This is a genomic window from Actinosynnema sp. NPDC053489 (assembly GCF_044544865.1).
GTDB lineage: Bacteria > Actinomycetota > Actinomycetes > Mycobacteriales > Pseudonocardiaceae > Actinosynnema.
The window spans coordinates 429,396-450,689 of record NZ_JBITXT010000006.1 but is presented as its reverse complement, the minus strand read 5'-3'; the positions used below and the strand labels follow the sequence as shown (position 1 = coordinate 450,689).

The window sequence follows — 21,294 nt, the reverse complement described above, 5'->3', positions numbered from 1 at the left end:
CGTCCCTTGACCGACTGGATGAGCGACCCGCGCGACCTCGGGTCGACACGCCCGAGTGACCCCCCTTGACCGCGCGCCGGACCGGATGCGCAAGGATCGGAGCCATCATGACTGCCTGGTTCGTCATCGCCGTTCCGATCGTGATCATGTTCTTCGCGCTCTTCATGGAGCGCGTTGAAGCTCGTCTGCGGCACGTCGCCGTGCAGGAGGACGAGGTCGAGGAGTTCCTGGAGTCGGCCCGCCCCGACGAGGTCAGGGCGCTCTACGGGCACGGCATCGGCCGCGCGCTGGAACTGTTCCGGCTGCGCAGGCTGGGTGGTCGTGCCAGGAACCTGCGCCAGCGGCGCACCCGCCGCTAAGCGGGGCAAGGACCGTGCAGGCCCACGGGGTCAACCCCCGCGGGCCTTATCGGGCTGTCCGGGCTGGTAGGACGGCGCGCCGAAAGGCGATCCCGACCACAGCCCTTAGACTGCACTCAGTGATCGGCGGCAGGCGCTGATCCGCCAGAAGGCGGAACGCGCTCAACCATGCCGCCGCGTCTCGACAGGAGGGACGAGGTGGACGAGACCCTGGCCCGCGCGGGCATTTTCCAGGGGGTTGAACAGGCCGCGGCGGAGGCGTTGGCGCAGACGCTGGAGTCTGTCGAATTCCCGCGTGGCCACGTGATCTTCGCGGAGGGCGAGCCGGGCGACCGGCTCTACATCATCCAGTCCGGCAAGGTGAAGATCGGCCGCAAGTCGCCGGACGGCCGGGAGAACCTGCTGGGGATCTTCGGGCCGTCGGACATGTTCGGCGAGCTGTCGATCTTCGACCCCGGTCCGCGCACGTCCACCGCCACCACGGTGACCGAAGTGCGCGCGGTCAGCATGGACCGCCCCGCGCTGCGGCAGTGGATCACCAACCGGCCGGAGATCGCCGAGCAGCTGCTGCGGGCCCTGGCCCGCAGGCTGCGCCGGACGAACTCGATGCTGGCCGACCTGATCTTCACCGACGTGCCCGGCCGGGTGGCCAAGGCGCTGCTGCAGCTCGCACAGCGCTTCGGCAGCCAGGAGGCCGGCCTGCTGCGGGTCACCCACGACCTGACGCAGGAGGAGATCGCCCAGTTCGTGGGCGCCTCGCGCGAGACGGTGAACAAGGCCCTGGCCGACTTCGCCCACCGCGGGTGGCTGCGGTTGGAGGGCAAGAGCGTGCTGATCCTGGACCCGGAGCGCCTGGCCCGCCGCGCCCGTTAGCCCGCTGGAGTGAACAACAAGACCGGGCGCCGCCCCCGACGCGGCGCACCGGTCTTGTTGTCGCACGGCCCATCCCCCGACAGACCGCGCTTTCCACACCTCCGGCACCCGCAGGCCCCGACCCTCGTGGCGCCGGAAGGAGGCTTGGTTACCCGCTGCGACCACGCCCGAAACGCGCTGGCGGCGACGCGGCGGTGGCTGCTCCCACCATCGCACGCCCCCTCCCCCGCAACTCAAGCCCGTTCACCCTCAAGGACCCTCTGTTCAGCGGTTTTGCCGTTGGGTTTCACCCGGTCATCGCAGTGTTGTGATCGAATCGCAACGCGGTTCCCGAAAGGTGGACCGGTCCCGAGCCGGTGACGGACCACACCGCGCCATTGACTGGTACGGGCGTACCAGTGTGCGGCATACTGGTACGCATGTCCCAGTCTGCCCGCCTCTCCGACTACCGCACCGCCCTGACCACCCCCGGCATGCGCGGCCCCGTCGCCGCGTCCCTGCTCGCCCGCCTGCCGATCGCGATGGTCGGCCTGTCGCTGCTGCTGTACGTGCAGCGCGAGACCGGCTCGTTCGCCGCGGCCGGCCTGGTGTCGGCGTCCTCGCTCGTGGGTGTCGCGGTCGGCTCGATCGTGCAGGGCAGGCTGATGGACCGGCTCGGCCCGACCCGCCCCCTGCTCGGCGCGGTGTCGCTGTTCGCGGTCTTCGTGGCGCTCGCGATCGGCGCGGTCGAGGCGGGCGCGGCGTTGGCCGTGCTCGTGCCGCTGGCGTTCCTCGTCGGGCTCACCGAGCCGATGGTCGGCTCCGCGTCCCGGGCCCTGTGGGCGCACGTGCTGCCCGCCGGGTCCGCGCGGCTGGCCGGGTACGCCTACGAGGCGATCAGCATGGAGGTCTTCTTCATCCTCGGCCCCGGCCTGGCCGGGCTCCTGGTCACCGCCCCGTGGGCCGGGACCGGCGTGGTGATCGGCGCGGCGTCGATGGCGGTCGGCGCGCTGTGGTTCGCGCTCAACCCGACCGTGCGCGGCGTGCGGCCCGCGCCCGCGACCCGGGACCTGCTCGGCGCGCTCGCGTCACCCGGCATGCGCACGGTCGCGCTGGCCGCGCTGGGCTTCGGCGTGACGATCGGGTTCATCGAGGTGGCGGTGCCCGCGGCGGCGTCGCGGGCCGGTCACGTCGGCATGGGTGGCGTGCTGCTGAGCCTGTGGTCGGTCAGCTCCGTGCTGTTCGGCATCCTGTACTCGATGAAGCCGTTCCCGCGGCCGATGCACCTGCGGCTGCCCGTGCTGCTCGGCGGGTTCGCGGCGCTGTCGCTGCTGCTGGCCGTGCCGTCCACGCTGGTCGGGCTGGGCGCGGCGCTGTTCGTGGTCGGCACCCTGATCACGCCGCAGGCCACCACGCACTCGGCGGCGATCGAGCAGGTCGCGCCCGCCGGCACGGCCACCGAGGCGTTCGGCTGGGTCGTCACGGCGGTCACCGTCGGGTTGGCGATCGGCCAGTCCGCGAGCGGGCAGCTCGTCGAGTCGCACGGCACCGGGGCCGCGTTCGTCGCGGCGGCCGTCGCGGGCGGGGTGGTCGCGGTGCTGGTGTGGGTGTTCCGCGGCACCGTGGCCGCCGGGGCGCCCGCCCGCCGGGACGACCTCGCGCTCGTGGCCCGCTGAATTGTCGGTGGTCGCGGCTACCTTCTCCGCCATGGACCTGACCGCCACCACGACCGACCTCGCCTCCGCCGCCGCCGACGTGGCGCGCCTGCTGCCGACCAGGGTGCACGACCCGGTGCTGGCGGGTCTGGTGCTGCGCGCCGGCGGCGGCGGGGTGGAGCTGGCCGGCAGCGACCGCGAGCACGCCGTCCGCCTGACCCGTGCCGCGACGGTGCACGCGGAGGGTGCGGTGGTCGTGCCCGCCAAGCCGCTGGCCGACACGTTGCGGGGCCTCGACGACCCGCAGGTGCGCCTGGTGGTGGAGGGCACGCGGCTGGCCGTGCGGACGTCGCGGGCCCGCTTCGCCCTGCCCTTGCTGGACCTGGCGTCCCACCCGGGCGTCCCCGCCCTGCCGGCTGCGGTGGGCGTGCTGCCGGCGGCGACGTTGACGGCCGCGCTGGCGCCCGTGTCGTCGGCGGCGTCGAAGGACGACGCGCTGCCGGTGTTCACCGATGTGCGGATGCACGGCGTCCCGGGCGGCAGGCTGGAGCTGATCGCCACCGACCGCTACCGCATGGCGTTCGCTTCGCTACCGTGGGCGGCGACGGGTGAGCTGGACGTGCTCGCGCCGGCGGTCGTGCTGGCCGAGGCGTCCCGGCAGCCGGGGCGCGGCGCGGACGTGACGGTGCACGCCGACGCCGACCGCATCGCCCTGTCGTGGGCCGGCGGGAGCGTGAGCACGGCGCTGCTGGCGGCGCCGTTCCCGGACGATCGAGTGCGCAAGCTGCTGGAGGCGGTCATCGACAGCACGGTGGTGGTGGAGGCGGACGTGCTGGCCGGTGCCGTGCGGCGGGCGGTGCCGTACGCCGGGCCGCACGGTTCGGTCACCATCCAGGTGGAGGACGGGGAGCTGCGGGTGCGGGGCAGCGATCCGCAGAGCGGCGAGTCGGAGGAGTCGGTCAAGGCCACGATCGACGGCAACCGGGTGACCAAGTCGTTCCAGGCGCGGTACCTGTCGGACGCGCTGCGGGCGTTCAGCGGGCGCCAGGTGGAGCTGAAGATCCAGGACGGCCTGCGGTCGACGGTGCTGACCTCCCGGCCGGGCGAGGACGGGGTCGAGCTGACGTACCTGGTCGTGCCTCTGCGCACGATCTCCTGACCGCCACTTTCGGGTGATCATCGCCCGAAGATGTACGGAAACACCGTTCCCGTACCTCGGTTGAAAACCAGCGGAACGCCTCGACCACCCCCCGACCACCCACCCGCTCCCAACACCCACCCCCGCGAACGCACCCGGCGAACTGCACAAGGCCCAGCCGCCGGCCCGACTCCGGTGGCCTCACCGGCCGGCGAGCACGACGGGCCGCGGCGGCGTGCGGCCGGGGCGACGGCGTGTCCGGTGCCGACTGGCGTGCGGCGGGCGCGGCCGGCCGTGTCCGGTGCCACCTGGGCGGATGTCCGGTGCGGCTCGCATGTGTTCGGTGTGGCTCGCGTGTGGCCGGTGCCGGCTGGCGTATGTCGGTGCCGGCTGGCGGGTGGCTGATGCGGCTGGCGGGCGGTCCATGGTGACGGGCGGGTCGTGGTGGCAGACCGACGGAGCCCTAAGCCGGAGTGCGACCCCAGGCCCACATGGCCTCCAGCACGCCGCGAAGCGCTTGGCCGCGCGGGGTGAGCGAGTACCTGACCCGGCTCGGCCAGCCGGGCTCGCGCACCCGCAGGACGACACCACTCGCGGCCAGGTGCGCGAGCCGGTCGGCCAGCACCTTGTCCGACAAGGCGGGCAGCGCGCCGGCCAGGTCGCCGAACGTCCGCTCGCCCCCGAGCAACTCGCGCACGACCAGCGTGGTCCACCGCCCGCGCAACGCGCGCAACGTGACCTCGACCGGGCAGTCGGGGACCGGGTGGTCGACCTCGCCGTGCGGGTCATCGGCCCAGGCGTCGAGCCGAGCGTCGACCTGAGCGTCGAGCCGGGCAGCGGGCTGGGTGGCGGGCCGGGTAGTGGGCTGGGCGTCGAGCCGGGCAGCGACCTGAGCGTCGAGCCGGGCAGCGGGCTGGGTGGCGGGCGAGGAAGTGGCCCGGGCGGTGGGAGGGGTGGTCGGCGGGGCGGTGCTCACCGTTTGGTTGGTCACGTGGCGGCCTCCTAGCGTCGCCCGCATGATCGCGCGTAACCCGGAAGAGTTGCCGTCCCTCTTCGCCGCCGCCTTCAACGACGGCGACCCCAGCGGGTGCTACGAGCCCGGTGCCCAGCCGGCCGAGTTGGCCGGGCACCTCGCGCTCACCCAGGAGATGACGGTCGTCACCCGGAAGGTGGTCACCCGTGGCGATCTTGCGTTGTTGATCGTCGACTGGCGGATCGGGGACGTCACCGGCATGGCGACCGACGTCGCCCGGCGCGGGAGCGACGGTGGTTGGCGGTACGCGATCGACAACCCGTTCGGCGTCGAGGCGTAGCGAACACCACGAACGGATATCAGTCGGTCGAGTGCTCCCGCAGGTACTCGAGCTGCGCCCGCACGGACCACTCGGCCGCCGGCCACAGCGAGCGGTCCACGTCCGCGTACACCACCTCGACCACCTGACGTGCCGAGGGCGCGCCGCCCAACTCCGCCACCGCCGCCCTGACCTGCGCCAACCGCTGCTCCCGGTGCACCAGGTACCCACCGGCCGCGGCCACCACGTCGGGCAGTTCCGGACCGTGCCCCGGCAACCCGATCGTGCCCACCGGCAACGTCGTCAGCAGCCGCAACGACTCCAGGTAGTCACCGAGTCGCCCGTCCGGGTGGGCGACCACGGTCGTCCCCCGCCCCAGCACGGTGTCCCCCGTCAGCACCGCGTCGTCCAGCAGGAAGCACACCGAGTCGGCCGTGTGCCCCGGCGTCGGCAGCACGCGGATCGACAGGCCGGCCGCCGAGATCACGTCCCCCTCCGCCAACCCCTCGCCGCCCAACCGGAACGCCGGGTCCACCGCCCGCACCGGCGCGTTCACCTGTCGCCCGAACGAACGTGCCCCTTCCGAGTGGTCGGGGTGACCGTGCGTCAGGAGCACGACCTCCACCGGAGCCTCCCGACCCAGCCGCGCGAGGTGCGCCGCGTCCTCCGGCCCGGGATCGACCACGACGCACGACGCCGACCCGGGCGCGCGCAGCACCCACGTGTTCGTCCCGTCCAGCGTCATCACCCCGGGGTTCTCCGCCAGCAGCACCGCCGCCGACGGCGTGACCTGCCGCAACACCCCGTACGCCAACTCGCTCACGGCACGACCACCCGCAGCACGTCACCCTCCCGCACCAGCTTGGGGATCACCTTCGACACGGTCCGCGGCGCCGCCAGGACCTCCGCCACCGACCCCAGCTCGTCCAGCTCCGCCAACGTCACCCAGGTGGGCGGCATCAACGCCCGCCGACCCGCCTTCCAGTCCGCCATCGCGTCGACGGGCCGCTGCCAGGCGCCGTCCGACGCCTCCGTCGTCACCCCGTCGGCGCTCTGCCCCTCCGGCAGCACGGCCACGAAGAAGTACGTGTCGTAGCGCCGGGGCTCCTCCTCGGGCGTCAGCCAGTTCGCCCACGGCCGCAGCAGGTCCGCCCGCAGCACCAGCCCCTCGGAGGCGAGGAACCGCGCCAACGACAGCTCCCGCGCCACGAGCGCCGCACGGGCCGCGGCGTACGCGGAGGTGTCGGCCACCACCGACGACGAGGACGGCCCGGCCAGCAGCACGCCGGACTCCTCGAACGTCTCCCGCACCGCCGCGCACACGAGCGCCGTGGCCAGCTCCACCGAGCACCCGAACCGGGTGGCCCACCAGGACGGCGGCGGTCCGCTCCACGCGACGGACGTGTCCGCGTCGCGCGGGTCGACCCCGCCGCCGGGGAACACCGTCATCCCGCCCGCGAACGCCATCCCGACCACGCGCCGCAGCAGGAACGCCTCCAGCCCGGCCGAGCCGTCGCGCACGAGCACCACGGTCGCCGCGTCGCGGGGCCGGGCGGGCGGTCCGGTGAAGTCGACGGGTGCGAAGTGGCCGGGCAACACGAGGTCATCGGGGAGTTCGCGCACGACCCGAGCCTACGAGGATCATCCGCGTGTGGACACCACGCGCAAAGGCTGCCTGATCAACGTCCTGCTGTTCGTCGTGGGGGCGATCGTGGGCACCGGTCTGACGGCGACGGCCGCCGTCCTCCTCTTCCTCCCCGGCACGACCGTGACCGGCACGGACGAGGGCACCCCGAACGTCTACACCAAGGAGCGGTCGAGCCTGGTCGGCGGCACGCGGCACGAGGTGTGGCTGGGGCCCTCGCCCGACCGCGGCCACGTGGTCGAGGTCCCGGCCGGGTGGGGCGACACCCCGGAGGTCGACCGGCAGCCGGGCGGGGTCGAGCTGCGGTTCACGCCGGGTGGGCGGATCTTCGTGCCGGAGTCGAGCTACGCCGGCGGCCGGTGAGGGGCAGGATGGACCGGTGGACGAACAGCTGCGCGTAGGACTCGTCGGTGCCGGACCGTGGGCGACCTCGGTGCACGCGCCGGGCATCGCCGACCACCCCGGCACCCGGTTGGCGGCGGTCTGGGCGCGCCGGGAGGAGGCCGCCGCGGAGCTGGCCGAGGTCCACGGCGCGACGGCCGTGCGGACGCCGGAGGAGCTGCTGGACGCGGTGGACGCGGTGGCGTTCGCCGTGCCGCCCGAGGTGCAGGCGGGGATCGCGGTGGCGGCGGCCGAGCGGGGCAGGCACCTGATCCTGGAGAAGCCGATCGCGGCGAGCGTCGAGGACGCCGAGCGCCTCGCCGACGCCGTGCGGGCGAACGGGGTGGCGTCGCTGGTGGTGTTGACGAAGCGGTACGCGCCGGAGACGCGGGAGCAGCTCGAGCAGCTGGACCGGGTCGGGGGTTGGGTCGGCGGGAGCGCGCGGTGGTTGAACGGCGGGTTGCTCAGCGGCCCGTACTCGAAGTCGCCGTGGCGGCACGAGCGGGGTCCGCTGGACGACGTGGGTCCGCACGCGTTCGACCTGCTCGACGCCGCCCTGGGCACGATCACGGACGTCGTTGCGGCGGACCGGTCCGAGCACGACGTGTGGCAGGTCGTGTTCCGGCACGAGGGCGGTGCGACGAGCGTGGCGACGATGACCATGTCGTTGCCGCTGAACCCGGGCATCGCGGAGGTGGTCGTCTACGGGGAGCACGGCCACCGCGTGCTGGCGGACCGGGGCACGACGGCGCAGCAGGCGTTCACCAACCTGCTGGACGACTTCGTGGCGATGGTCGACAGCGGCACCACCGAGCACCCGCTGGACGTCCGGCGGGGTCTGCACCTGCAGCGGGTGATCGACCTGGCGCGGAGGAAGTGCGAGGGGTGAGACCGGGCGACTGGCGCGCCGTCGAGCACCACCTGGGCGCGGCCCTGGACCTGTGCGTCGACCCGGGGCTGCGGGCGTCGATCGAGGAGGCGCTGGACGAGGCAAACGCTTGCGCCACGGCCGCTGAGGTCGCCGTGGAGCTGCATCGCCTCGTCGTGCCCGTGCACCGCCGGAGCGCACGCTACCTGCACGGCGAACGCCCACCGCACGTGCCGATCCTGGGCGACCTGGCGAGCGTCCTGGCCCACGGCCCGATGTCGCTGCGGGCCGTCCGGGACGTCCACCGCTACAACCCGCACCTCGACGCCGCGTTGGCCGACCCGGACTGGCTGGTCGTGGAGGGCGGTCGGGTGACCGCCACGGCGCGGTGCCGCGAGTTCCTGGTCATCGTGAACGAGGCGCACACCAGGGCCGCGGCGGACCTGTGGCCGGACCCGCCGGCCCTCGCCGTGCCGGCGGTAGACCACCCGATGAGCGCGGCCCGCACCGGCGACACGCCCCAGGCCCGGCTGTTCGACCGGCTCCGGGCGCTGCGGCACCACCGGGCGGACGCGCACGCCGCCGCGTGGGCCGCGGCGGGCCTGGAGGTGCGGGAGATGCCGGCGGACGACCCGGTGCGCCGTCGGATCGAGGCCGCGACCGACCGGGCGGCGGCACGGCCCTACCGCCCCCTGGACGGGGACGGCAGGGCCGCGTTGCTGATCGGGCTGCGGAGCCTCTAGCCGGGGTACTTGCCGTTGGTCGGCTTGGGCACCCCGTTGACGTACTCGGGACCGCCGCCCGGCCACGACTGCTGCTCCCGCTGCGCCAGCTCCTCGTGCAGCTGCTGGAGCAACGCCCGTTCCCGGTCGCTGAGCTTGGCGTCCACGGTCGGCGGCAGCGGCGCGGAGGCGGGCGGTCGGCCCTCCGCCAACGCGGCCTGGAGCGCCGCCAGGTCGTCCGGGCCGAGTTCGGTGGTGACCTCGGCCCGGGACAGCGGGTGGTCGTCCGGGAACGGGAACGCGAACACCGGTGGCGGCGGCTCGTGCACCGCGGCGGGAGCCTCGACCGGAGCCTCCTCGACGGGAGCCGAAGCCTGAGTCGGGGCCGGGGCTTGAACCGGGGCCGTCGGAACCGCCTCCTCGGCGACCTCTTCGGCGACCTCCTCCGCCCGGACGTCCTCGACCGGCTCCCGCACCGGCAGCCGCTTCACCGGCTTGGGCGGGAACGGCTGCGCGCCCTCGTACGACTCGACGCGCGCCCGACGTGACTTGGAGCCGTTCTGGGGTTCGGCAGGCACCGGTTCCGGCTCGACGACCGGTGCCTGGTCCCGCACCTCACCGTCGAACCACGTGGTCGGGTCGGACGGCGGCTGCGGGCTCGTGGAGCCCGACGGGAAGAACACCTCGCGCGCCGTCGTGACGGCCGCCGCGTGGTACTCGCCGAGCTGGTTGCCCACGGTCAGCACCTCGACCGCCGCCCGGATGCCCGCCGCGCGCAGCACGGTGTCCACCCGGTAGGCGGTGGCGGGCGCGAAGCCCGAGGGGCCGACGTCCACGAGGACGACCCGTTGCGGCAGCGGTCCCGGTGTCGCGCCGGCCGGGCTGGACCGCCACGTGGCGCGCACGCCCCGCACGTCCGGCAGCGCCGACACGGTCTTGCCCAGCACCTCGCCGAGGCCGTCGGACGGGTCGCCGTCGACGCTGAACCGGTGCTTGACGGCGGGCACCCGCTCCACGGCGAACAGCCGGTCCGCCAGGGACCGGTCCGAGCGGACCTCGTCCAGCAACCAGCCGATCTCCCGGCGCTCGTCCGAGGACACCGGGATGCGGCCGGCCAGCAGGCAGCCGACGACCAGCTCCACGGCCCGGTCCAGCTCCGCGACGGCCAGCAGCTCCCGAGCCTGGGTCAACGCGTCGTCGTCGACGCGTCCGGCCAGCGCCAACAGGAGGTCGTGGAAACGGACGGGGAGTCCCACTCCGTCGTTCGTCACGCCTGTTCTCCTTCCGGCTCGCGCGGGAGCGCCGAGCGCTATACGGGCACCAGGTGCCCGTCGGCCTCAGCGCCGGTGCACACCAGCTCCGATGCCGCCAACGCCGCCCGGTGGTAGGGCGGCAGGTCCAGTCCGGTGGGCAGGACCTCCACGCAGGGGTCGTGCTCGCCGAGCGCCCGCAGCACCCGCTGGAGCTCACCGGTCAGCCGGGCCTCGCCGGACGTGGCGGCCACCAGGACGATCCTCCTGGGTTCGCCGCCGCCCAGCCGCCACGAGGAGCGGACTTCGCCGACCCCGAGGCGTCCCCGCAAGGTCGCTCCGAGCACCACGGTCGCGGAATCACCCATCGGCACCCGATCGGGTGATTCCGGGGAGAAGGTGTAGCCGGATTCGGGCAGTTCGTCCAGCCCTTTGACCGAACTGATCGTGGACCGGTCGGCCCCGTGCGGCACGAGGGCGTCCGCCAGCAGCCGCTGCTCGTGGTCGGTCAGGCCGATCCGGTCGTGCAGCAGCGTGCGCGGGAGGGCGCGGGCCAGCACCGCGACGGCGTCCGTGGCGGCCCAGTCCCGATACCGCCACAGCAGGTCGTCCGGCAGCCGCCCGGCGAGCCTCAGCAGCAGCTCGTGGCACGTGTCCGACATCTCACTCCCCGATCTCGACGATCAGCTCCACCTCGACCGGCGCGCCCAGCGGCAGCTCGGCCACGCCGACCGCCGCGCGGGCGTGCTGCCCGGCCTCGCCGAACACCTCGCCGATCAGGTCGGAGGCGCCGTTGACCACGGCGGGCTGGCCGGTGAAGCCGTCGGCGGAGGCCACGAACCCGGTCAGCTTGACCACGCGGACCACGGAGTCCAGGCCGACCAGCGCGTCCACGGCCGCCAGCGCGTTCAGCGCGCACGTGCGGGCGTGGGCCTTGGCCTCCTCGGGGCTGACGTCGCCGCCGACCTTGCCGGTGGCCGCGAGCGTGCCCTCGATGAACGGCAGCTGGCCCGAGGTGAACACCAGCTGCCCGGTGCGCACCGCCGGCACGTAGGCGGCGACCGGCGCCGCGACCTCGGGCAGCGCGACGCCCAGTTCGGCCAGGCGGGCCGTCCAGCTCATGCCTTGGGCCGCTTCAGGTAGGCGACGTGCTGCTCACCGCTCGGGTTCGGCAGGACGGTGACCAGCTCCCAGCCGTCGGCGCCCCACTGGTCCAGGATCGCCTTGGTGGCGTGGATCAACAGCGGGACCGTCGCGTACTCCCACTTCTGCATGGGGCGCAGCCTAGCGGGGTGCGGCCCGGGGGTACCCGTCCGAGTACCCCCGATCGTGTCGGGCGGCGGGGGCGCGGCCGGTCGCTCAGCGGTCTTCCAGCGCGTCGCGCGCCGCTTGGACGAACTTCAGGGAGTCCTCCGGCGTGAGCGCCTGCCGGGCGGCGTCGTCCCACGCCTCCGACAGCGCGTCGACCTGCTCGTCGTCCACCGCGATGAGCCCGGTCAGCGCCTCCGCGTAGGCGGAGCGCGGCTCGTCTGCCTCGGGGAACTCCAGCAGCGTCAGGCACCCGGCGTGCGCGCCGTACGCGCCGACGTCGTAGGGCAGCACCTGGACGGTGACGTTCGGCAGCGCCGCCAGGGACAGGAGGTGGTCCAGCTGGTCGCGCATCACCCCGGGTCCGCCGACGAGCCGCCGCAACGCGGCCTCGTCGACCAGCGCGTGGACCTCCAGCGGTCGCTCCCCGAACAGCAGCGCGGTCCGCTCGGCGGCGGCGTGCCGGTCCCCGCCGCCGCGGCGCGCCGACCGGGCGAGGGCCTCGGCGTACTCGGCGGTCCGGAACAGGGCGGGGACCAGCGCGGGGTCGAGGGAGCGCTCGCGCACGGCCTCCAGCTCGTCCAGCCGGAACCGCTTGTGGTCGGCGGGCAGGTCGCGGGCGTGGCCGAGCGCGGCGGGGTCGACGTCGGCGACCTCCCAGAGCTGGAGCGCCCGCGTCCTCTCCTCCGGGGTCGCGCCGATGACGTCGAGGACCATCGCCAGCGTGGGCCAGCGGGCCAGGGCGTCGCCGGAGAGCATCCGGATGATCGTCGGGCGGGACACCCGCGAGCGCTTGACGACCTCGTCCACCTTGAGGCCGGACCGCTCCAGGATCGGGCGCAGGTGACGTCCGAGGCGGCGCTTGCCCCGCGTCGAGCCGATTGCCATCCGGCCACCTTAGCCACGTTCGGTGAGGAATCCTCGCGCGAAACGCACCCTACCGAGTGATGCAATTTGAGCTGCTCAAACCGTACAGTTCGAATCACGGGAGGTGCGCGGAGGACGGAGGTGGTGCGGGAGGTCGAAGCGTGACGTGACTGGGCGGTCACGCGGCGCTAGCGTTGATCACGTGGAGACGTGGCGGGTCGTCGCCACCGGCGCGTTCCTGCTGGGCGGGCTGGTGATGATCCTGGTCGGGATGGCGCAGGCGCGGGACCGCAAGGGTGCCCGGCGGTCCGACGTGATGCGGGCGCTGCTGATCGGGGCCGTGACCGTGGCGGTGGTCGCGGTGCTGATCGCGTACGTGCTCCCGTCGGTCATCGCGTGGGGCGTGGTCGCGGCGACGGCCATCGCGGTGGCGTTCGTCACCATGATGGACTGACCGTGGCGGGCGGCGTGGCCAGCGGTTCCCAGGGCAGCGCGCATAGGCTGAACCGGTGAACGGCTGGACCGACGAACTCACCCGGGCGCGCCTGCACGTGGTGACGGGCAAGGGCGGCACCGGCAAGACCACGGTCGCCGCCGCGCTCGCGCTGGCGCTGGCCACCGGTGGGCGGCGCGTGCTGCTGGTGGAGGTGGAGAACCGGCAGGGCATCGCGCGGCTGTTCGACCGGCCGCCGCTGCCCTACTCCGAGGAGCGGATCGCGTCCGCGCCGGGCGGCGGCGAGGTGCGCGCGCTGGCCGTCGACCCCGAGGCGGCGCTGCTCGAGTACCTCGACATGTTCTACAACCTCGGCTTCGCCGGCCGGACGTTGAAGAAGATGGGCGCGATCGAGTTCGCCACCACGCTGGCGCCGGGCCTGCGGGACGTGCTGCTCACCGGCAAGGTCAAGGAGTGCGTGCGCCGGGCCGGCAAGACCGGGCGGCACGAGTACGACGCCGTCGTGCTCGACGCCCCGCCGACCGGTCGCGTCGTGCGGTTCCTGGACGTCACCAGGGCCATGGCCGACCTGGCCAAGGTCGGGCCGATCAAGGGTCAGAGCGAGGGCGTGGTCACGCTGCTGCACTCGGGTGACACGGCGGTGCACCTGGTGGCGCTGCTGGAGGAGATGCCGGTGCGCGAGACGCTGGACGCGGTGGCCGAGCTGGACGCGGCGGACCTGCGGCCGGGCGCGGTGTTCGTCAACCGGGTCAACGCGCCGCGGCTGCCCGCGCGGTCGGTCGCGTCGGCGTCCGAGGGGCGGGTCGACGTCGAACGGGTCCGCGCCGGGCTGGAGGCGGCGGGCCTCGACGTGGACGCCGACGTGCTGGACGGGCTGGTCGAGCAGACCGTGGAGCACGCGTTGCGCATCCGCACGGAGCAGCGGGCCAAGGAGAAGCTGGCCGAGTCGGACCTGCCGACGCTGGAGCTGCCGGAGCTGACCGACGGGGTGGACGTGGCCGCGCTCTACGAGCTGGCCGAGGTGCTCGTCGCGCGAGGTGTCCGGTGAACCGGCTGGACGTGGACGCGCTGCTGGACAACCCGGACACCCGGGTGCTGGTGTGCTGCGGCTCCGGCGGCGTGGGCAAGACGACCACGGCGGCGGCGCTGGCCGTGCGGGCCGCCGCGCGCGGCAGGCGGGCCGTCGTGCTGACCATCGACCCGGCGCGCCGGCTGGCCCAGTCGCTCGGCCTGGGCGAGCTGGACAACCACCCGCGCCGCGTCGACGTCGAGGACCTCGGCAAGGGCGAGCTGCACGCGATGATGCTGGACATGCGCCGCACGTTCGACGACATGGTGTGGCAGCACGCCGGCCGGGAACGGGCCGAGCAGATCCTGGCCAACCCGTTCTACCAGACGATCTCCACGTCGTTCTCCGGCACGCAGGAGTACATGGCGATGGAGAAGCTGGGCCAGCTGGTGGAGCGCGACGAGTGGGACCTGATCGTCGTGGACACCCCGCCGAGCCGGTCGGCGCTGGACTTCCTCGACGCGCCGCAGCGGCTGTCGACGGTGCTGGACGGGAAGCTGATCCGGATGCTGTCGGCGCCCGCCCGGGCGGGCGGGCGCGGCATCCGCAAGATCGTCGGCGCCGGCTTCGGCATGTTCACCAAGGCCGTGTCCACGATCATCGGCGGCCAACTCCTGCAGGACGCGTCGACGTTCGTGCAGGCGTTCGACAGCATGTTCGGCGGCTTCCGGCAACGCGCCCAGGCCACGTACGACCTGCTGCGATCACCGGGAACCGGGTTCCTGGTGGTCGCGGCCGCCGAACCGGACGCGTTGCGCGAGGCCAGCTACTTCGTGGAGCGGTTGAGCGCGGAACGGATGCCGTTGACCGGCCTGGTCGCGAACCGGACGCACCCGGTGCTGGCCCCCTTGCCGGCACCCGGCGCGCTGGCGGCGGCGGACCGGCTGGAGCGCACCGGGGACGCGCCGCTGGCCGCCGCGGTGTTGCGGGTGCACGCGGATCGCGTGGCCGTCGCCGATCGGGAGAAGCGACTGCTCGCGCGGTTCACCCGTGCGCACCCCGGTGTTCCGCTGATCGGGGTGCCCGCGCTGCCCACCGACGTGCACGACCTGGACGGCCTGCACGAGATCGGTCGGAGGCTCGCGGGCGAGTAGTGGAGCCGGGCCGGCTAGCCGACCTTGGACTCCTCGTGGTGCTCCTGACGTGCGGTGTCGAGGAGCTCGTGCCATGACGTGACGTCCGGGCGACGCCGCAGCAGCGCCCGCCGCTCACGCTCGGTCATGCCGCCCCAGACACCGAACTCGATCCGGTTGTCCAGGGCCTCGGCCAGGCATTCCGTGCGCACCGGACAACCCAGGCACACCACCTTGGCCTTGCGCTGCTCCGCGCCGCGCACGAAGAGCTGGTCCGGCTCTTCATCACGGCACGAGGCCTTGATCCGCCAATCCCCCTGCTGCATATCCCCCACCTCGGTTCACACAGTGCCCAGACCTGCTAAATCCGCCACACCCCTGCCGCGGATGCCGTAGGCTCACCATCGAGTGGTCGTGCCGTTGGCTGCTGTCTTGGACAGTGACGGACTGTAGAGCCTTCCGGTTCCACCTCCAACCCTGGGTTGCCCACCTGTTACCTGTCTTGAGTACGAGTACTCATCCTGGGTAATCAACTGTGCGCGATCTCGATCACCTCTTCAGGTGCCGCGTACGCTGACCTGCATGCGAGCCAGGAACGGCGTGCTCAAACTGCTCGGGCTGTGTCTGCTGGCGGGGGTGCTGCTGGCAGGCATGTTGTTCCCTGTCGTCGGCTCGCTGGGCGTGGTGTCGAACCGGGCCAGCGACACGGTCGACAGCATCTCGGCCGACCTGGTCACGACGGACCCGCCGTTGATCTCCACGATCACCGACAAGGACGGCGCGCCGATCGCGTACCTGTACGACCAGTACCGGGTGCTCGTGCCGCCGGAGATGATCTCGCCGACGATGAAGGCCGCGCTGGTCTCCGTCGAGGACCGCCGGTTCTACGAGCACCAGGGCGTGGACTGGCGGGGCACGATCCGGGCGGGGCTGACGAACCAGTTCAGCGGTTCGGTGACGCAGGGCGCGTCCACGCTCACCCAGCAATACGTGAAGAACTACCTGGTGCACGTCGTCGCCCGCAACAACCAGGTCGAGCAGCAGAAGGCGCAGGAGCAGACGATAGCGCGCAAGGCGCGCGAATGGCGCATCTCGCTGCAACTGGAAAGCCAGCTGGGCAAGGAGGAAATCCTCGCCCGCTACCTGAACGTGGTGCCGTTCGGGTCGACGATCTACGGCATCGCGGCGGCGTCCCAGGCGTACTTCAACACCACGGCGGACAAGTTGACGGTGCCGCAGGCGGCGATGCTCGCGGGCATGGTCAACAGCCCGTCCGCGCTGGACCCGGAGGTGTTCCCGGAGAAGGCGTTGCTGCGGCGCAACCAGGTGATCGACAAGATGGTGGAGAACGACAAGCTGTCGCGGGAGGCCGCCGAGACCGCGAAGGCCGAGCCGCTGGGGTTGGCGACGCCGGTGCGGACGCCGCCCAACGGGTGCGTCGGCGCCGGGCCGGAGCACGGGTTCTTCTGCTCGTACGCGCTGAACTACCTGGAGCGCAACGGTTTCAGCCTGGAGCAGTTGAAGACCGGCGGCTACACGATCCGGACCACCCTGGACCGCGGCATCACCGGTCACGCGAAGCGCGCGGCCGAGGCGCAGGTCGCGAAGTCGACGGACGGGATCGCGAACGCGATGGCGGTCGTGCGGCCGGGCAAGGAGCGGCACGAGGTCGTGGCGCTGGTGGCCAACCGCGACTACGGGTTGAAGGGCGACCAGTTCCAGACCCAGTTCGACCTGCCGTCCGGGGTGGAGAACAAGTTCGGCGCGGGGTCGGTCTACAAGGTGTTCACGGCCGCGGCGGCGCTGGAGAAGGGCATGGGGATCGAGAACACGATCGCCACGCCGAACTCCTACGTGTCGCGGGTGTTCAAGGGCGGTGGGGACAAGTGCCCGCCGACCGGTGAGCCGAACACCCGGTGGTACTGCCTGGGCAACGCGTCCTCCACGTACCCGGCGCAGATGTCGTTGCAAACGGCGCTGCAGACCTCTCCGAACACCGGTTTCGTGATCCTCGAAGAGCAGTTGGGCATGGACCCGGTGGTGGACATGGCGTCGCGGCTGGGGATGCGCGAGACGATGGCGACGAACATCGCGGGCGTGCGGCCGGACCCGAAGGCGAAGAACAAGGAGCTGCGGATCTCGCAGACCGAGTTCTACAAGTCCAACGGCGGCAACGCGTCGTTCACCCTCAGCCCCGCGCCGGTCAGCACGCTGGAGCTGGCGAACGTGGCGGCGACGATCATGAGCGGCGGCGTGTGGTGCCCGCCGTCCCCGATCAGCCAGATCCTCGACCGCACCGGGCGGCCCGTGGCGGTCAACGAGGCCCCGTGCGAGCAGGTCGTGGCCGAGCCGCTGGCGAACGGGCTGGCCGTGGGCATGTCGAAGGACGACCAGGGCAGCGGTACGGCGGCGGCGGCCGCGCGGCAGTTCAAGTGGACGCGGCCGATGCTGGCCAAGACGGGGACGACGGAGGACTACAAGTCGGCCGCGTTCATCGGCGCGACCCCCGACTTCGCCGGCGCCGTGCAGACGTTCAACGACGGCGTCGAACCGCGCGGGATCTGCGTGAACGCCGGCCCGCCGCGCCTGTGCGGCCGGGGTGACATCTACGGCGGCACCGTGCCCGCGCGCACGTGGTTCGACACGATGACGAGGGTCCACGAAGGACTCCCGGTCCGCGGCCTGCCGCCGGTCGAGGAGCGCTACCTCAAGGGCGGCAACGAGATCCGCGTGCCGGACGTGGTCGGCCGCAACGTCAACGACGCCACCAGGGTCCTCGAGCAGGCGGGCTACAAGGTCTCCGCGCAGAACCGCAACTCGGCGCAGCCGAAGGGCCAGGTGGTCAGCCAAACACCACGCGGCAGCGCCCTGAAGGGCACCGTGGTGACCCTGCTGGTGTCGACGGGCTACGTCCCGCCACCCCAACCGTCCGATCCCCCACCGTCCACGGACACCACCACCCCGCCCGACACCGGCCGCCCGGGCCCGGGCCGCCCCACCGACCCGCCACAGATCACCATCCCGACCGACCCACCGCGCCGCTGACCACCGGCCGCCTCTGACCGCCGGCCGGCCGCAGATTCCACTTGCCACCAATCCCACCGGCCGCCAATCCCACCGGCCGCCAATCCCACTGGCCGCCAATCCCACCGGCCACCAGCCGTTGATCGCCGCCGGCCCACCGCAGCTTGACTGCGGGCGGTCGGCGCGTGTCCGTGCCTGCCTCGTTCCCGTGCCTGCCGGATGCCCGCGCTTGTTGGAGCGCAGCGGCAGCACTGCTCCTGGCCGGCGTGCCGAGTCCGGGGCGTCGGGTGGTGCGTGGTCGGCGAGGTGGGTGGGTGGGTGGGTGGTGGTGGTCGAGGCGCTCCGCTGGTTTTCAACCGAGGTACGAGAACAGTGTTTCCGTACATATTCGGGCGATGATCACCCGAAAGTGTCCGGATCGGCCGGCCTCGGACGCGGCGGGACGCCTGGCGCAGTGCCCCGGAGCGGACTTCAGATCAACTTGGCCTTGACCGCAGCGGCGACTCGGCTGCCCTCCGCGCGGCCGGCCACCTGGGCGTTGACGGCCTTCATGACCTGGCCCATCTGCCGCTGGCCCGGCCGTTCGCCGAGCTGCTCGGCGACCTGGGCGATCGCGGCGTCGACGAGGGTGTCCAACTGGGCGTCGTCCAGCTGGGCGGGCAGGTAGGCCTCCAGCACCTGGGACTCGGCCCGCTCCAGCTCGGCCTGCTCGGTGCGGCCCGCGCCGGCGAACGCCTCGGCCGCCTCCTTGCGCTTCTTCACCTCACGGGTGATGACCTTCAGCACCTCGTCGTCGCTGAGCCGGCGCGCGGTCTTGCCGGAGACCTCTTCGGTGGTCAGGGCAGCCAGCGTCATCCGCAGCGCGCCCGCCCGGACGGTCTCCCGGTTCTTGATCGCCGCCGTCAGGTCCGCCTGCAACCGCGCCTTCAACTCCGCCATGGCCCGGAACGGTACCGGGAAGCCCGCCTCACCCCGAATCGGTCAACCCCCTACCCTCGGACCCGTGAACACGCTCGGCCGAACGCTGCTTGCCACGACCGCCCTCGGCACCGCCACGCTCGCCTACGCGGCGGGGATCGAGCGCAGGCGGTGGACGTTGCGGGAGGCGACCATCCCCGTGCTGAAGCCCGGGTCCGCGCCGTTGCGGGTGCTGCACCTCTCGGACCTGCACATGATGCCGGGGCAGCGGTCGAAGCAGCGGTGGGTGGCGGCGCTGGACGAGTTGGAGCCGGACCTGGTGGTGAACACCGGGGACAACCTCGCGCACCTGCAGGCCGTGCCCGCGGTGGTGCGGGCGTTGGGGCCGTTGCTGAACCGGCCGGGTGTGTTCGTGTTCGGCAGCAACGACTACTACGCGCCGCGGCCGAAGAACCCGGCGCGCTACCTGCTGCCGTCGGCGAAGACGAAGCGCATCCACGGCATCCAGCTGCCGTGGCGGGACCTGCGCGCGGCGATGGTCGAGCACGGTTGGCTGGACCTGACCCACGCGCGCCGCCGGTTCGAGGTGAACGGGCTGGAGGTGTTCGCCGCGGGGCTGGACGACCCGCACCTGAAGCGGGACCGGTTCGAGGAGATCAGCGGGGCGCTGCCGGACGTGCCGCTGCGGTTGGGCGTGACGCACTCCCCGGAGCCGCGGGTGCTGGACCCGTTCGCGGCGGAGGGGTACGACCTGGTGCTGGCGGGTCACACGCACGGCGGGCAGCTGCGGATCCCGGGTTACGGGGCGATCGTGACGAACTGCGACCTGGACCGCTCGCGGGCCCGGGGTGTGTCGCGGTGGGGCTCGCACATGTGGTTGAACGTGTCGGCGGGCCTGGGCACGTCGCCGTACGCGCCGGTGCGCTTCGCGTGCCCGCCGGAGGCGAGCCTGCTGACCCTCGTGCCGCGCACCGTCGACGCAGGTCAAGAGGGGTCTGACGCGAAAAGGGGTACCCGGTTCGGAGTGGGTGGGAACGTCAGGTAGAGTTCTCCTCGTTCGAGAGCAAGCCGGGGTGTGGCGCAGTTTGGTAGCGCGCTTCGTTCGGGACGAAGAGGTCGCAGGTTCAAATCCTGTCACCCCGACACAGATCAGGCCCACCGGGAGTTCCCGGTGGGCCTGAGTCGTTCCCGGCCTCCGTCATGACGTCAGGCGTGCCTTCCAGATCTCCTCGCTGGGCCACCGCCGGGCCCAGTCCGACGACACCTCGCCGTACTCGCGGTGGGCGGGGGTCGGGGCCTGGATCTCGATCAGGTCGTCCACGGTGAAGCCGGAGGCGCGCAGGAGCCGCAGCATGTCGCCGTGCGGGAGGGTGAACTCGGTGGACGTGCCGCTCTCGACCCGTCGCAGGCCGAACTGGGGGCGGCGCAGCTCGGCGGACGCCGTGTCGCCGTCGCGGGCGCACAGGGCGAACAGCGGTGAGCGGCTCAGGAAGACCAGGTGGCCTCCCGGGCGCAGCAGGCGGGCGGCTTCGGGGATCCAGCGGTAGGGGTCGCACCAGAGGGAGGCGCCGTACTCGCTGATCGCCAGGTCGAACGTGGCGTCGTCGCGGGGCACGCGTTGGGCGTCCCCGTGCAGCAGCGGGAAGTGCAGGTCGAACTCGTCCTGCATCTCGCGGGCGGTGGCGAGTTGGCGGGTGGAGATGTCGATGCCGACGGGGTGGGCGCCCAGGCGGGCCAGCCAGGCGGAGACGTAGGCGGTGCCGCAGCCCAGTTCGATGACGTTCAGGCCGGTGACGTCGGGTGGCAGGGCGGAGACCTCGGACTCCGGTGTGGCCCAGAGGCCCCAGCGCGGTTCGGTGCGCGACCAGTGCTCGCGGGCCAGTGGGCCGTGCGCGGCGGCGGCGCTCTCTTCCCAGTGCCGGCGGTTGAGTTCCGTGTGGTCGATCATCCGCCCATTGGAGTGGTCCGGGCGGCGGATGTGCGAGCGGTTTTCGGGTGGTGGCCGGGAGGTGGTGGTCCTCCCGGCCGCGGTGTCACTTGACGTGCGGTGTCACTTGGCGTGCGGGCGGAGTTCGGCCAGGCGGCGGAGCAGTTCGCCGACCTCGTTCCAGTCGAGCTTGGCGGACTCGCCGGGCGGGGTGTGGATGCAGACGTTGCCCTCCTCGGTGAGCGACACCTCCAGGGTTCGCCGACGACCGAGGGCGTCGACGCACCCGACGCGACCGCCCTGCCGAACCGTGTTCTCGATCATCGGTCAGTCCTCCCGTGCGCTGCCAGCACCGTGTAACTCGTCATTCGTTCGGACGAACGTGAGCGTTACGGGCTACTCCTCGCTGTTTCCTAATTTCCGAACCCCTGCCCACCTCGAAGGATCGTCACGTTCCGTTAACCCTATCGGGTGAAAGTTGGCAATCAAGGT

Annotated in this window: 25 protein-coding genes and 1 tRNA gene; 14 read left to right on the top strand and 12 right to left on the bottom strand. The window is 72.6% G+C overall.

The genetic code is table 11. The features are described 5' to 3' along the window. Nucleotides 1-107: 107 nt before the first annotated feature. The 4 genes from ACIGNX_RS17045 (at nucleotide 108) to dnaN (ending at nucleotide 4,025) form a co-directional block, all read left to right on the top strand. Nucleotides 108-359 (top strand): hypothetical protein, encoded by a 252-nt coding sequence (locus ACIGNX_RS17045; protein ID WP_015097743.1) that lies wholly within the window; start codon nucleotides 108-110, stop codon nucleotides 357-359. 198 nt (nucleotides 360-557) lie between these two features. Beyond that, nucleotides 558-1,232: a Crp/Fnr family transcriptional regulator gene (locus ACIGNX_RS17040; protein ID WP_033441932.1), complete on the top strand. Its 675-nt coding sequence runs from the start codon at nucleotides 558-560 to the stop codon at nucleotides 1,230-1,232. Nucleotides 1,233-1,651: 419 nt separating this feature from the next. Next, entirely contained in the window at nucleotides 1,652-2,887 is a 1,236-nt protein-coding gene (locus ACIGNX_RS17035) for an MFS transporter (protein WP_396540927.1), read from the top strand. Nucleotides 2,888-2,918: 31 nt separating this feature from the next. Continuing rightward, complete coding sequence (dnaN, locus tag ACIGNX_RS17030; protein ID WP_396540925.1) at nucleotides 2,919-4,025, top strand: DNA polymerase III subunit beta; 1,107 nt, start codon at nucleotides 2,919-2,921, stop codon at nucleotides 4,023-4,025. A 442-nt stretch (nucleotides 4,026-4,467) separates the two neighbouring features. On the opposite strand, the gene ACIGNX_RS17025 is transcribed toward dnaN, so the two are convergent. Beyond that, complete coding sequence (locus ACIGNX_RS17025; RefSeq protein ID WP_396540923.1) at nucleotides 4,468-4,995, bottom strand: winged helix-turn-helix transcriptional regulator; 528 nt, start codon at nucleotides 4,993-4,995, stop codon at nucleotides 4,468-4,470. Between the two features lie 25 nt (nucleotides 4,996-5,020). Here ACIGNX_RS17025 and ACIGNX_RS17020 point away from each other — a divergent pair, with 25 nt between their 5' ends. Continuing rightward, entirely contained in the window at nucleotides 5,021-5,317 is a 297-nt protein-coding gene (locus ACIGNX_RS17020; RefSeq protein ID WP_396540921.1) for a YybH family protein, read from the top strand. Between the two features lie 19 nt (nucleotides 5,318-5,336). Here ACIGNX_RS17020 and ACIGNX_RS17015 read toward each other — a convergent pair whose 3' ends face one another. Then, on the bottom strand, nucleotides 5,337-6,119 hold the full coding sequence (locus ACIGNX_RS17015; protein ID WP_396540919.1) for an MBL fold metallo-hydrolase: 783 nt from the start codon (nucleotides 6,117-6,119) through the stop codon (nucleotides 5,337-5,339). Beyond that, nucleotides 6,116-6,919 (bottom strand): NUDIX hydrolase, encoded by an 804-nt coding sequence (locus ACIGNX_RS17010; protein ID WP_396540917.1) that lies wholly within the window; start codon nucleotides 6,917-6,919, stop codon nucleotides 6,116-6,118. Before ACIGNX_RS17010 ends, ACIGNX_RS17015 begins: the two co-directional genes overlap by 4 nt. Before the next feature lie 28 nt (nucleotides 6,920-6,947). On the opposite strand from ACIGNX_RS17010, the gene ACIGNX_RS17005 reads away from it, so the two are divergent. The 3 genes from ACIGNX_RS17005 to ACIGNX_RS16995 are packed head-to-tail and all read left to right on the top strand — an operon-like array spanning nucleotide 6,948 to nucleotide 8,933. Next, the gene (locus tag ACIGNX_RS17005) at nucleotides 6,948-7,304 is read left to right on the top strand and encodes a hypothetical protein (protein ID WP_396540915.1); all 357 of its coding nucleotides are present in this window, start codon (nucleotides 6,948-6,950) and stop codon (nucleotides 7,302-7,304) included. A gap of 16 nt (nucleotides 7,305-7,320) precedes the next feature. Continuing rightward, on the top strand, nucleotides 7,321-8,211 hold the full coding sequence (locus tag ACIGNX_RS17000) for a Gfo/Idh/MocA family protein (protein WP_396540913.1): 891 nt from the start codon (nucleotides 7,321-7,323) through the stop codon (nucleotides 8,209-8,211). Continuing rightward, nucleotides 8,208-8,933: a hypothetical protein gene (locus tag ACIGNX_RS16995; RefSeq protein ID WP_396540911.1), complete on the top strand. Its 726-nt coding sequence runs from the start codon at nucleotides 8,208-8,210 to the stop codon at nucleotides 8,931-8,933. Before ACIGNX_RS17000 ends, ACIGNX_RS16995 begins: the two co-directional genes overlap by 4 nt. On the opposite strand, the gene ACIGNX_RS16990 is transcribed toward ACIGNX_RS16995, so the two are convergent. The 5 genes from ACIGNX_RS16990 to ACIGNX_RS16970 form a co-directional block, all read right to left on the bottom strand. After that, on the bottom strand, nucleotides 8,930-10,183 hold the full coding sequence (locus ACIGNX_RS16990) for a hypothetical protein (RefSeq protein WP_396540909.1): 1,254 nt from the start codon (nucleotides 10,181-10,183) through the stop codon (nucleotides 8,930-8,932). The genes ACIGNX_RS16995 and ACIGNX_RS16990 overlap by 4 nt on opposite strands. 38 nt (nucleotides 10,184-10,221) lie before the next feature. Next, nucleotides 10,222-10,824 carry a hypothetical protein gene (locus tag ACIGNX_RS16985; RefSeq protein WP_396540907.1) on the bottom strand — a complete coding sequence of 201 codons (603 nt, stop codon included), beginning with the start codon at nucleotides 10,822-10,824 and terminating at the stop codon, nucleotides 10,222-10,224. A 1-nt stretch (nucleotide 10,825) separates the two neighbouring features. Beyond that, on the bottom strand, nucleotides 10,826-11,284 hold the full coding sequence (locus ACIGNX_RS16980; RefSeq protein WP_396540905.1) for a RidA family protein: 459 nt from the start codon (nucleotides 11,282-11,284) through the stop codon (nucleotides 10,826-10,828). Continuing rightward, on the bottom strand, nucleotides 11,281-11,436 hold the full coding sequence (locus ACIGNX_RS16975) for a DUF4177 domain-containing protein (RefSeq protein ID WP_141979599.1): 156 nt from the start codon (nucleotides 11,434-11,436) through the stop codon (nucleotides 11,281-11,283). Before ACIGNX_RS16975 ends, ACIGNX_RS16980 begins: the two co-directional genes overlap by 4 nt. Nucleotides 11,437-11,521: 85 nt before the next feature. Continuing rightward, nucleotides 11,522-12,358: a helix-turn-helix domain-containing protein gene (locus ACIGNX_RS16970; protein ID WP_396540903.1), complete on the bottom strand. Its 837-nt coding sequence runs from the start codon at nucleotides 12,356-12,358 to the stop codon at nucleotides 11,522-11,524. Nucleotides 12,359-12,539: 181 nt separating this feature from the next. Here ACIGNX_RS16970 and ACIGNX_RS16965 point away from each other — a divergent pair, with 181 nt between their 5' ends. Genes ACIGNX_RS16965 through ACIGNX_RS16955 form a run of 3 tightly spaced genes read left to right on the top strand, consistent with a single transcriptional unit; the run spans nucleotide 12,540 to nucleotide 14,954 of the window. Continuing rightward, nucleotides 12,540-12,791 (top strand): hypothetical protein, encoded by a 252-nt coding sequence (locus tag ACIGNX_RS16965; RefSeq protein WP_396540901.1) that lies wholly within the window; start codon nucleotides 12,540-12,542, stop codon nucleotides 12,789-12,791. Nucleotides 12,792-12,846: 55 nt separating this feature from the next. Next, complete coding sequence (locus ACIGNX_RS16960; RefSeq protein WP_396540899.1) at nucleotides 12,847-13,839, top strand: ArsA-related P-loop ATPase; 993 nt, start codon at nucleotides 12,847-12,849, stop codon at nucleotides 13,837-13,839. Then, complete coding sequence (locus ACIGNX_RS16955) at nucleotides 13,836-14,954, top strand: ArsA family ATPase (RefSeq protein ID WP_396540897.1); 1,119 nt, start codon at nucleotides 13,836-13,838, stop codon at nucleotides 14,952-14,954. The genes ACIGNX_RS16960 and ACIGNX_RS16955 overlap by 4 nt, the downstream gene beginning before the upstream one ends. A gap of 14 nt (nucleotides 14,955-14,968) precedes the next feature. Here ACIGNX_RS16955 and ACIGNX_RS16950 read toward each other — a convergent pair whose 3' ends face one another. After that, on the bottom strand, nucleotides 14,969-15,259 hold the full coding sequence (locus tag ACIGNX_RS16950) for a WhiB family transcriptional regulator (RefSeq protein WP_106616446.1): 291 nt from the start codon (nucleotides 15,257-15,259) through the stop codon (nucleotides 14,969-14,971). Between the two features lie 256 nt (nucleotides 15,260-15,515). On the opposite strand from ACIGNX_RS16950, the gene ACIGNX_RS16945 reads away from it, so the two are divergent. Further along, nucleotides 15,516-17,978 carry a penicillin-binding protein gene (locus ACIGNX_RS16945; RefSeq protein WP_396540895.1) on the top strand — a complete coding sequence of 821 codons (2,463 nt, stop codon included), beginning with the start codon at nucleotides 15,516-15,518 and terminating at the stop codon, nucleotides 17,976-17,978. Between the two features lie 450 nt (nucleotides 17,979-18,428). On the opposite strand, the gene ACIGNX_RS16940 is transcribed toward ACIGNX_RS16945, so the two are convergent. Further along, the gene (locus tag ACIGNX_RS16940) at nucleotides 18,429-18,896 is read right to left on the bottom strand and encodes a GatB/YqeY domain-containing protein (protein ID WP_396540893.1); all 468 of its coding nucleotides are present in this window, start codon (nucleotides 18,894-18,896) and stop codon (nucleotides 18,429-18,431) included. A gap of 64 nt (nucleotides 18,897-18,960) precedes the next feature. On the opposite strand from ACIGNX_RS16940, the gene ACIGNX_RS16935 reads away from it, so the two are divergent. Further along, nucleotides 18,961-19,920: a metallophosphoesterase gene (locus ACIGNX_RS16935; RefSeq protein WP_396540892.1), complete on the top strand. Its 960-nt coding sequence runs from the start codon at nucleotides 18,961-18,963 to the stop codon at nucleotides 19,918-19,920. Nucleotides 19,921-19,944: 24 nt separating this feature from the next. Then, nucleotides 19,945-20,018, top strand: a tRNA-Pro gene (locus ACIGNX_RS16930). 55 nt (nucleotides 20,019-20,073) lie between these two features. On the opposite strand, the gene ACIGNX_RS16925 is transcribed toward ACIGNX_RS16930, so the two are convergent. Together ACIGNX_RS16925 and ACIGNX_RS16920 are read right to left on the bottom strand one after the other, a co-directional pair. Beyond that, complete coding sequence (locus ACIGNX_RS16925; protein ID WP_396540891.1) at nucleotides 20,074-20,823, bottom strand: class I SAM-dependent methyltransferase; 750 nt, start codon at nucleotides 20,821-20,823, stop codon at nucleotides 20,074-20,076. Between the two features lie 102 nt (nucleotides 20,824-20,925). After that, a complete protein-coding gene (locus tag ACIGNX_RS16920) occupies nucleotides 20,926-21,126 on the bottom strand; it encodes a hypothetical protein (protein WP_396540890.1) in 201 nt (66 codons plus the stop codon). Between the last annotated feature and the right edge of the window lie 168 nt (nucleotides 21,127-21,294).

Excerpts from the sequence above, each read along its gene's own strand:
- ACIGNX_RS16975 (WP_141979599.1), bottom strand. The coding sequence starts at position 11,436 with ATGCAGAAGTGGGAGTACGCGACGGTCCCGCTGTTGATCCACGCCACC.
- ACIGNX_RS16970 (WP_396540903.1), bottom strand. The coding sequence starts at position 12,358 with ATGGCAATCGGCTCGACGCGGGGCAAGCGCCGCCTCGGACGTCACCTG.
- ACIGNX_RS16945 (WP_396540895.1), top strand. The coding sequence starts at position 15,516 with ATGCGAGCCAGGAACGGCGTGCTCAAACTGCTCGGGCTGTGTCTGCTG.
- ACIGNX_RS17045 (WP_015097743.1), top strand. The coding sequence starts at position 108 with ATGACTGCCTGGTTCGTCATCGCCGTTCCGATCGTGATCATGTTCTTC.
- ACIGNX_RS16925 (WP_396540891.1), bottom strand. The coding sequence starts at position 20,823 with ATGATCGACCACACGGAACTCAACCGCCGGCACTGGGAAGAGAGCGCC.
- dnaN (WP_396540925.1), top strand. The coding sequence starts at position 2,919 with ATGGACCTGACCGCCACCACGACCGACCTCGCCTCCGCCGCCGCCGAC.
- ACIGNX_RS16920 (WP_396540890.1), bottom strand. The coding sequence starts at position 21,126 with ATGATCGAGAACACGGTTCGGCAGGGCGGTCGCGTCGGGTGCGTCGAC.
- ACIGNX_RS16950 (WP_106616446.1), bottom strand. The coding sequence starts at position 15,259 with ATGCAGCAGGGGGATTGGCGGATCAAGGCCTCGTGCCGTGATGAAGAG.
- ACIGNX_RS16985 (WP_396540907.1), bottom strand. The coding sequence starts at position 10,824 with ATGTCGGACACGTGCCACGAGCTGCTGCTGAGGCTCGCCGGGCGGCTG.
- ACIGNX_RS17035 (WP_396540927.1), top strand. The coding sequence starts at position 1,652 with ATGTCCCAGTCTGCCCGCCTCTCCGACTACCGCACCGCCCTGACCACC.
- ACIGNX_RS16980 (WP_396540905.1), bottom strand. The coding sequence starts at position 11,284 with ATGAGCTGGACGGCCCGCCTGGCCGAACTGGGCGTCGCGCTGCCCGAG.
- ACIGNX_RS17020 (WP_396540921.1), top strand. The coding sequence starts at position 5,021 with ATGATCGCGCGTAACCCGGAAGAGTTGCCGTCCCTCTTCGCCGCCGCC.
- ACIGNX_RS16940 (WP_396540893.1), bottom strand. The coding sequence starts at position 18,896 with ATGGCGGAGTTGAAGGCGCGGTTGCAGGCGGACCTGACGGCGGCGATC.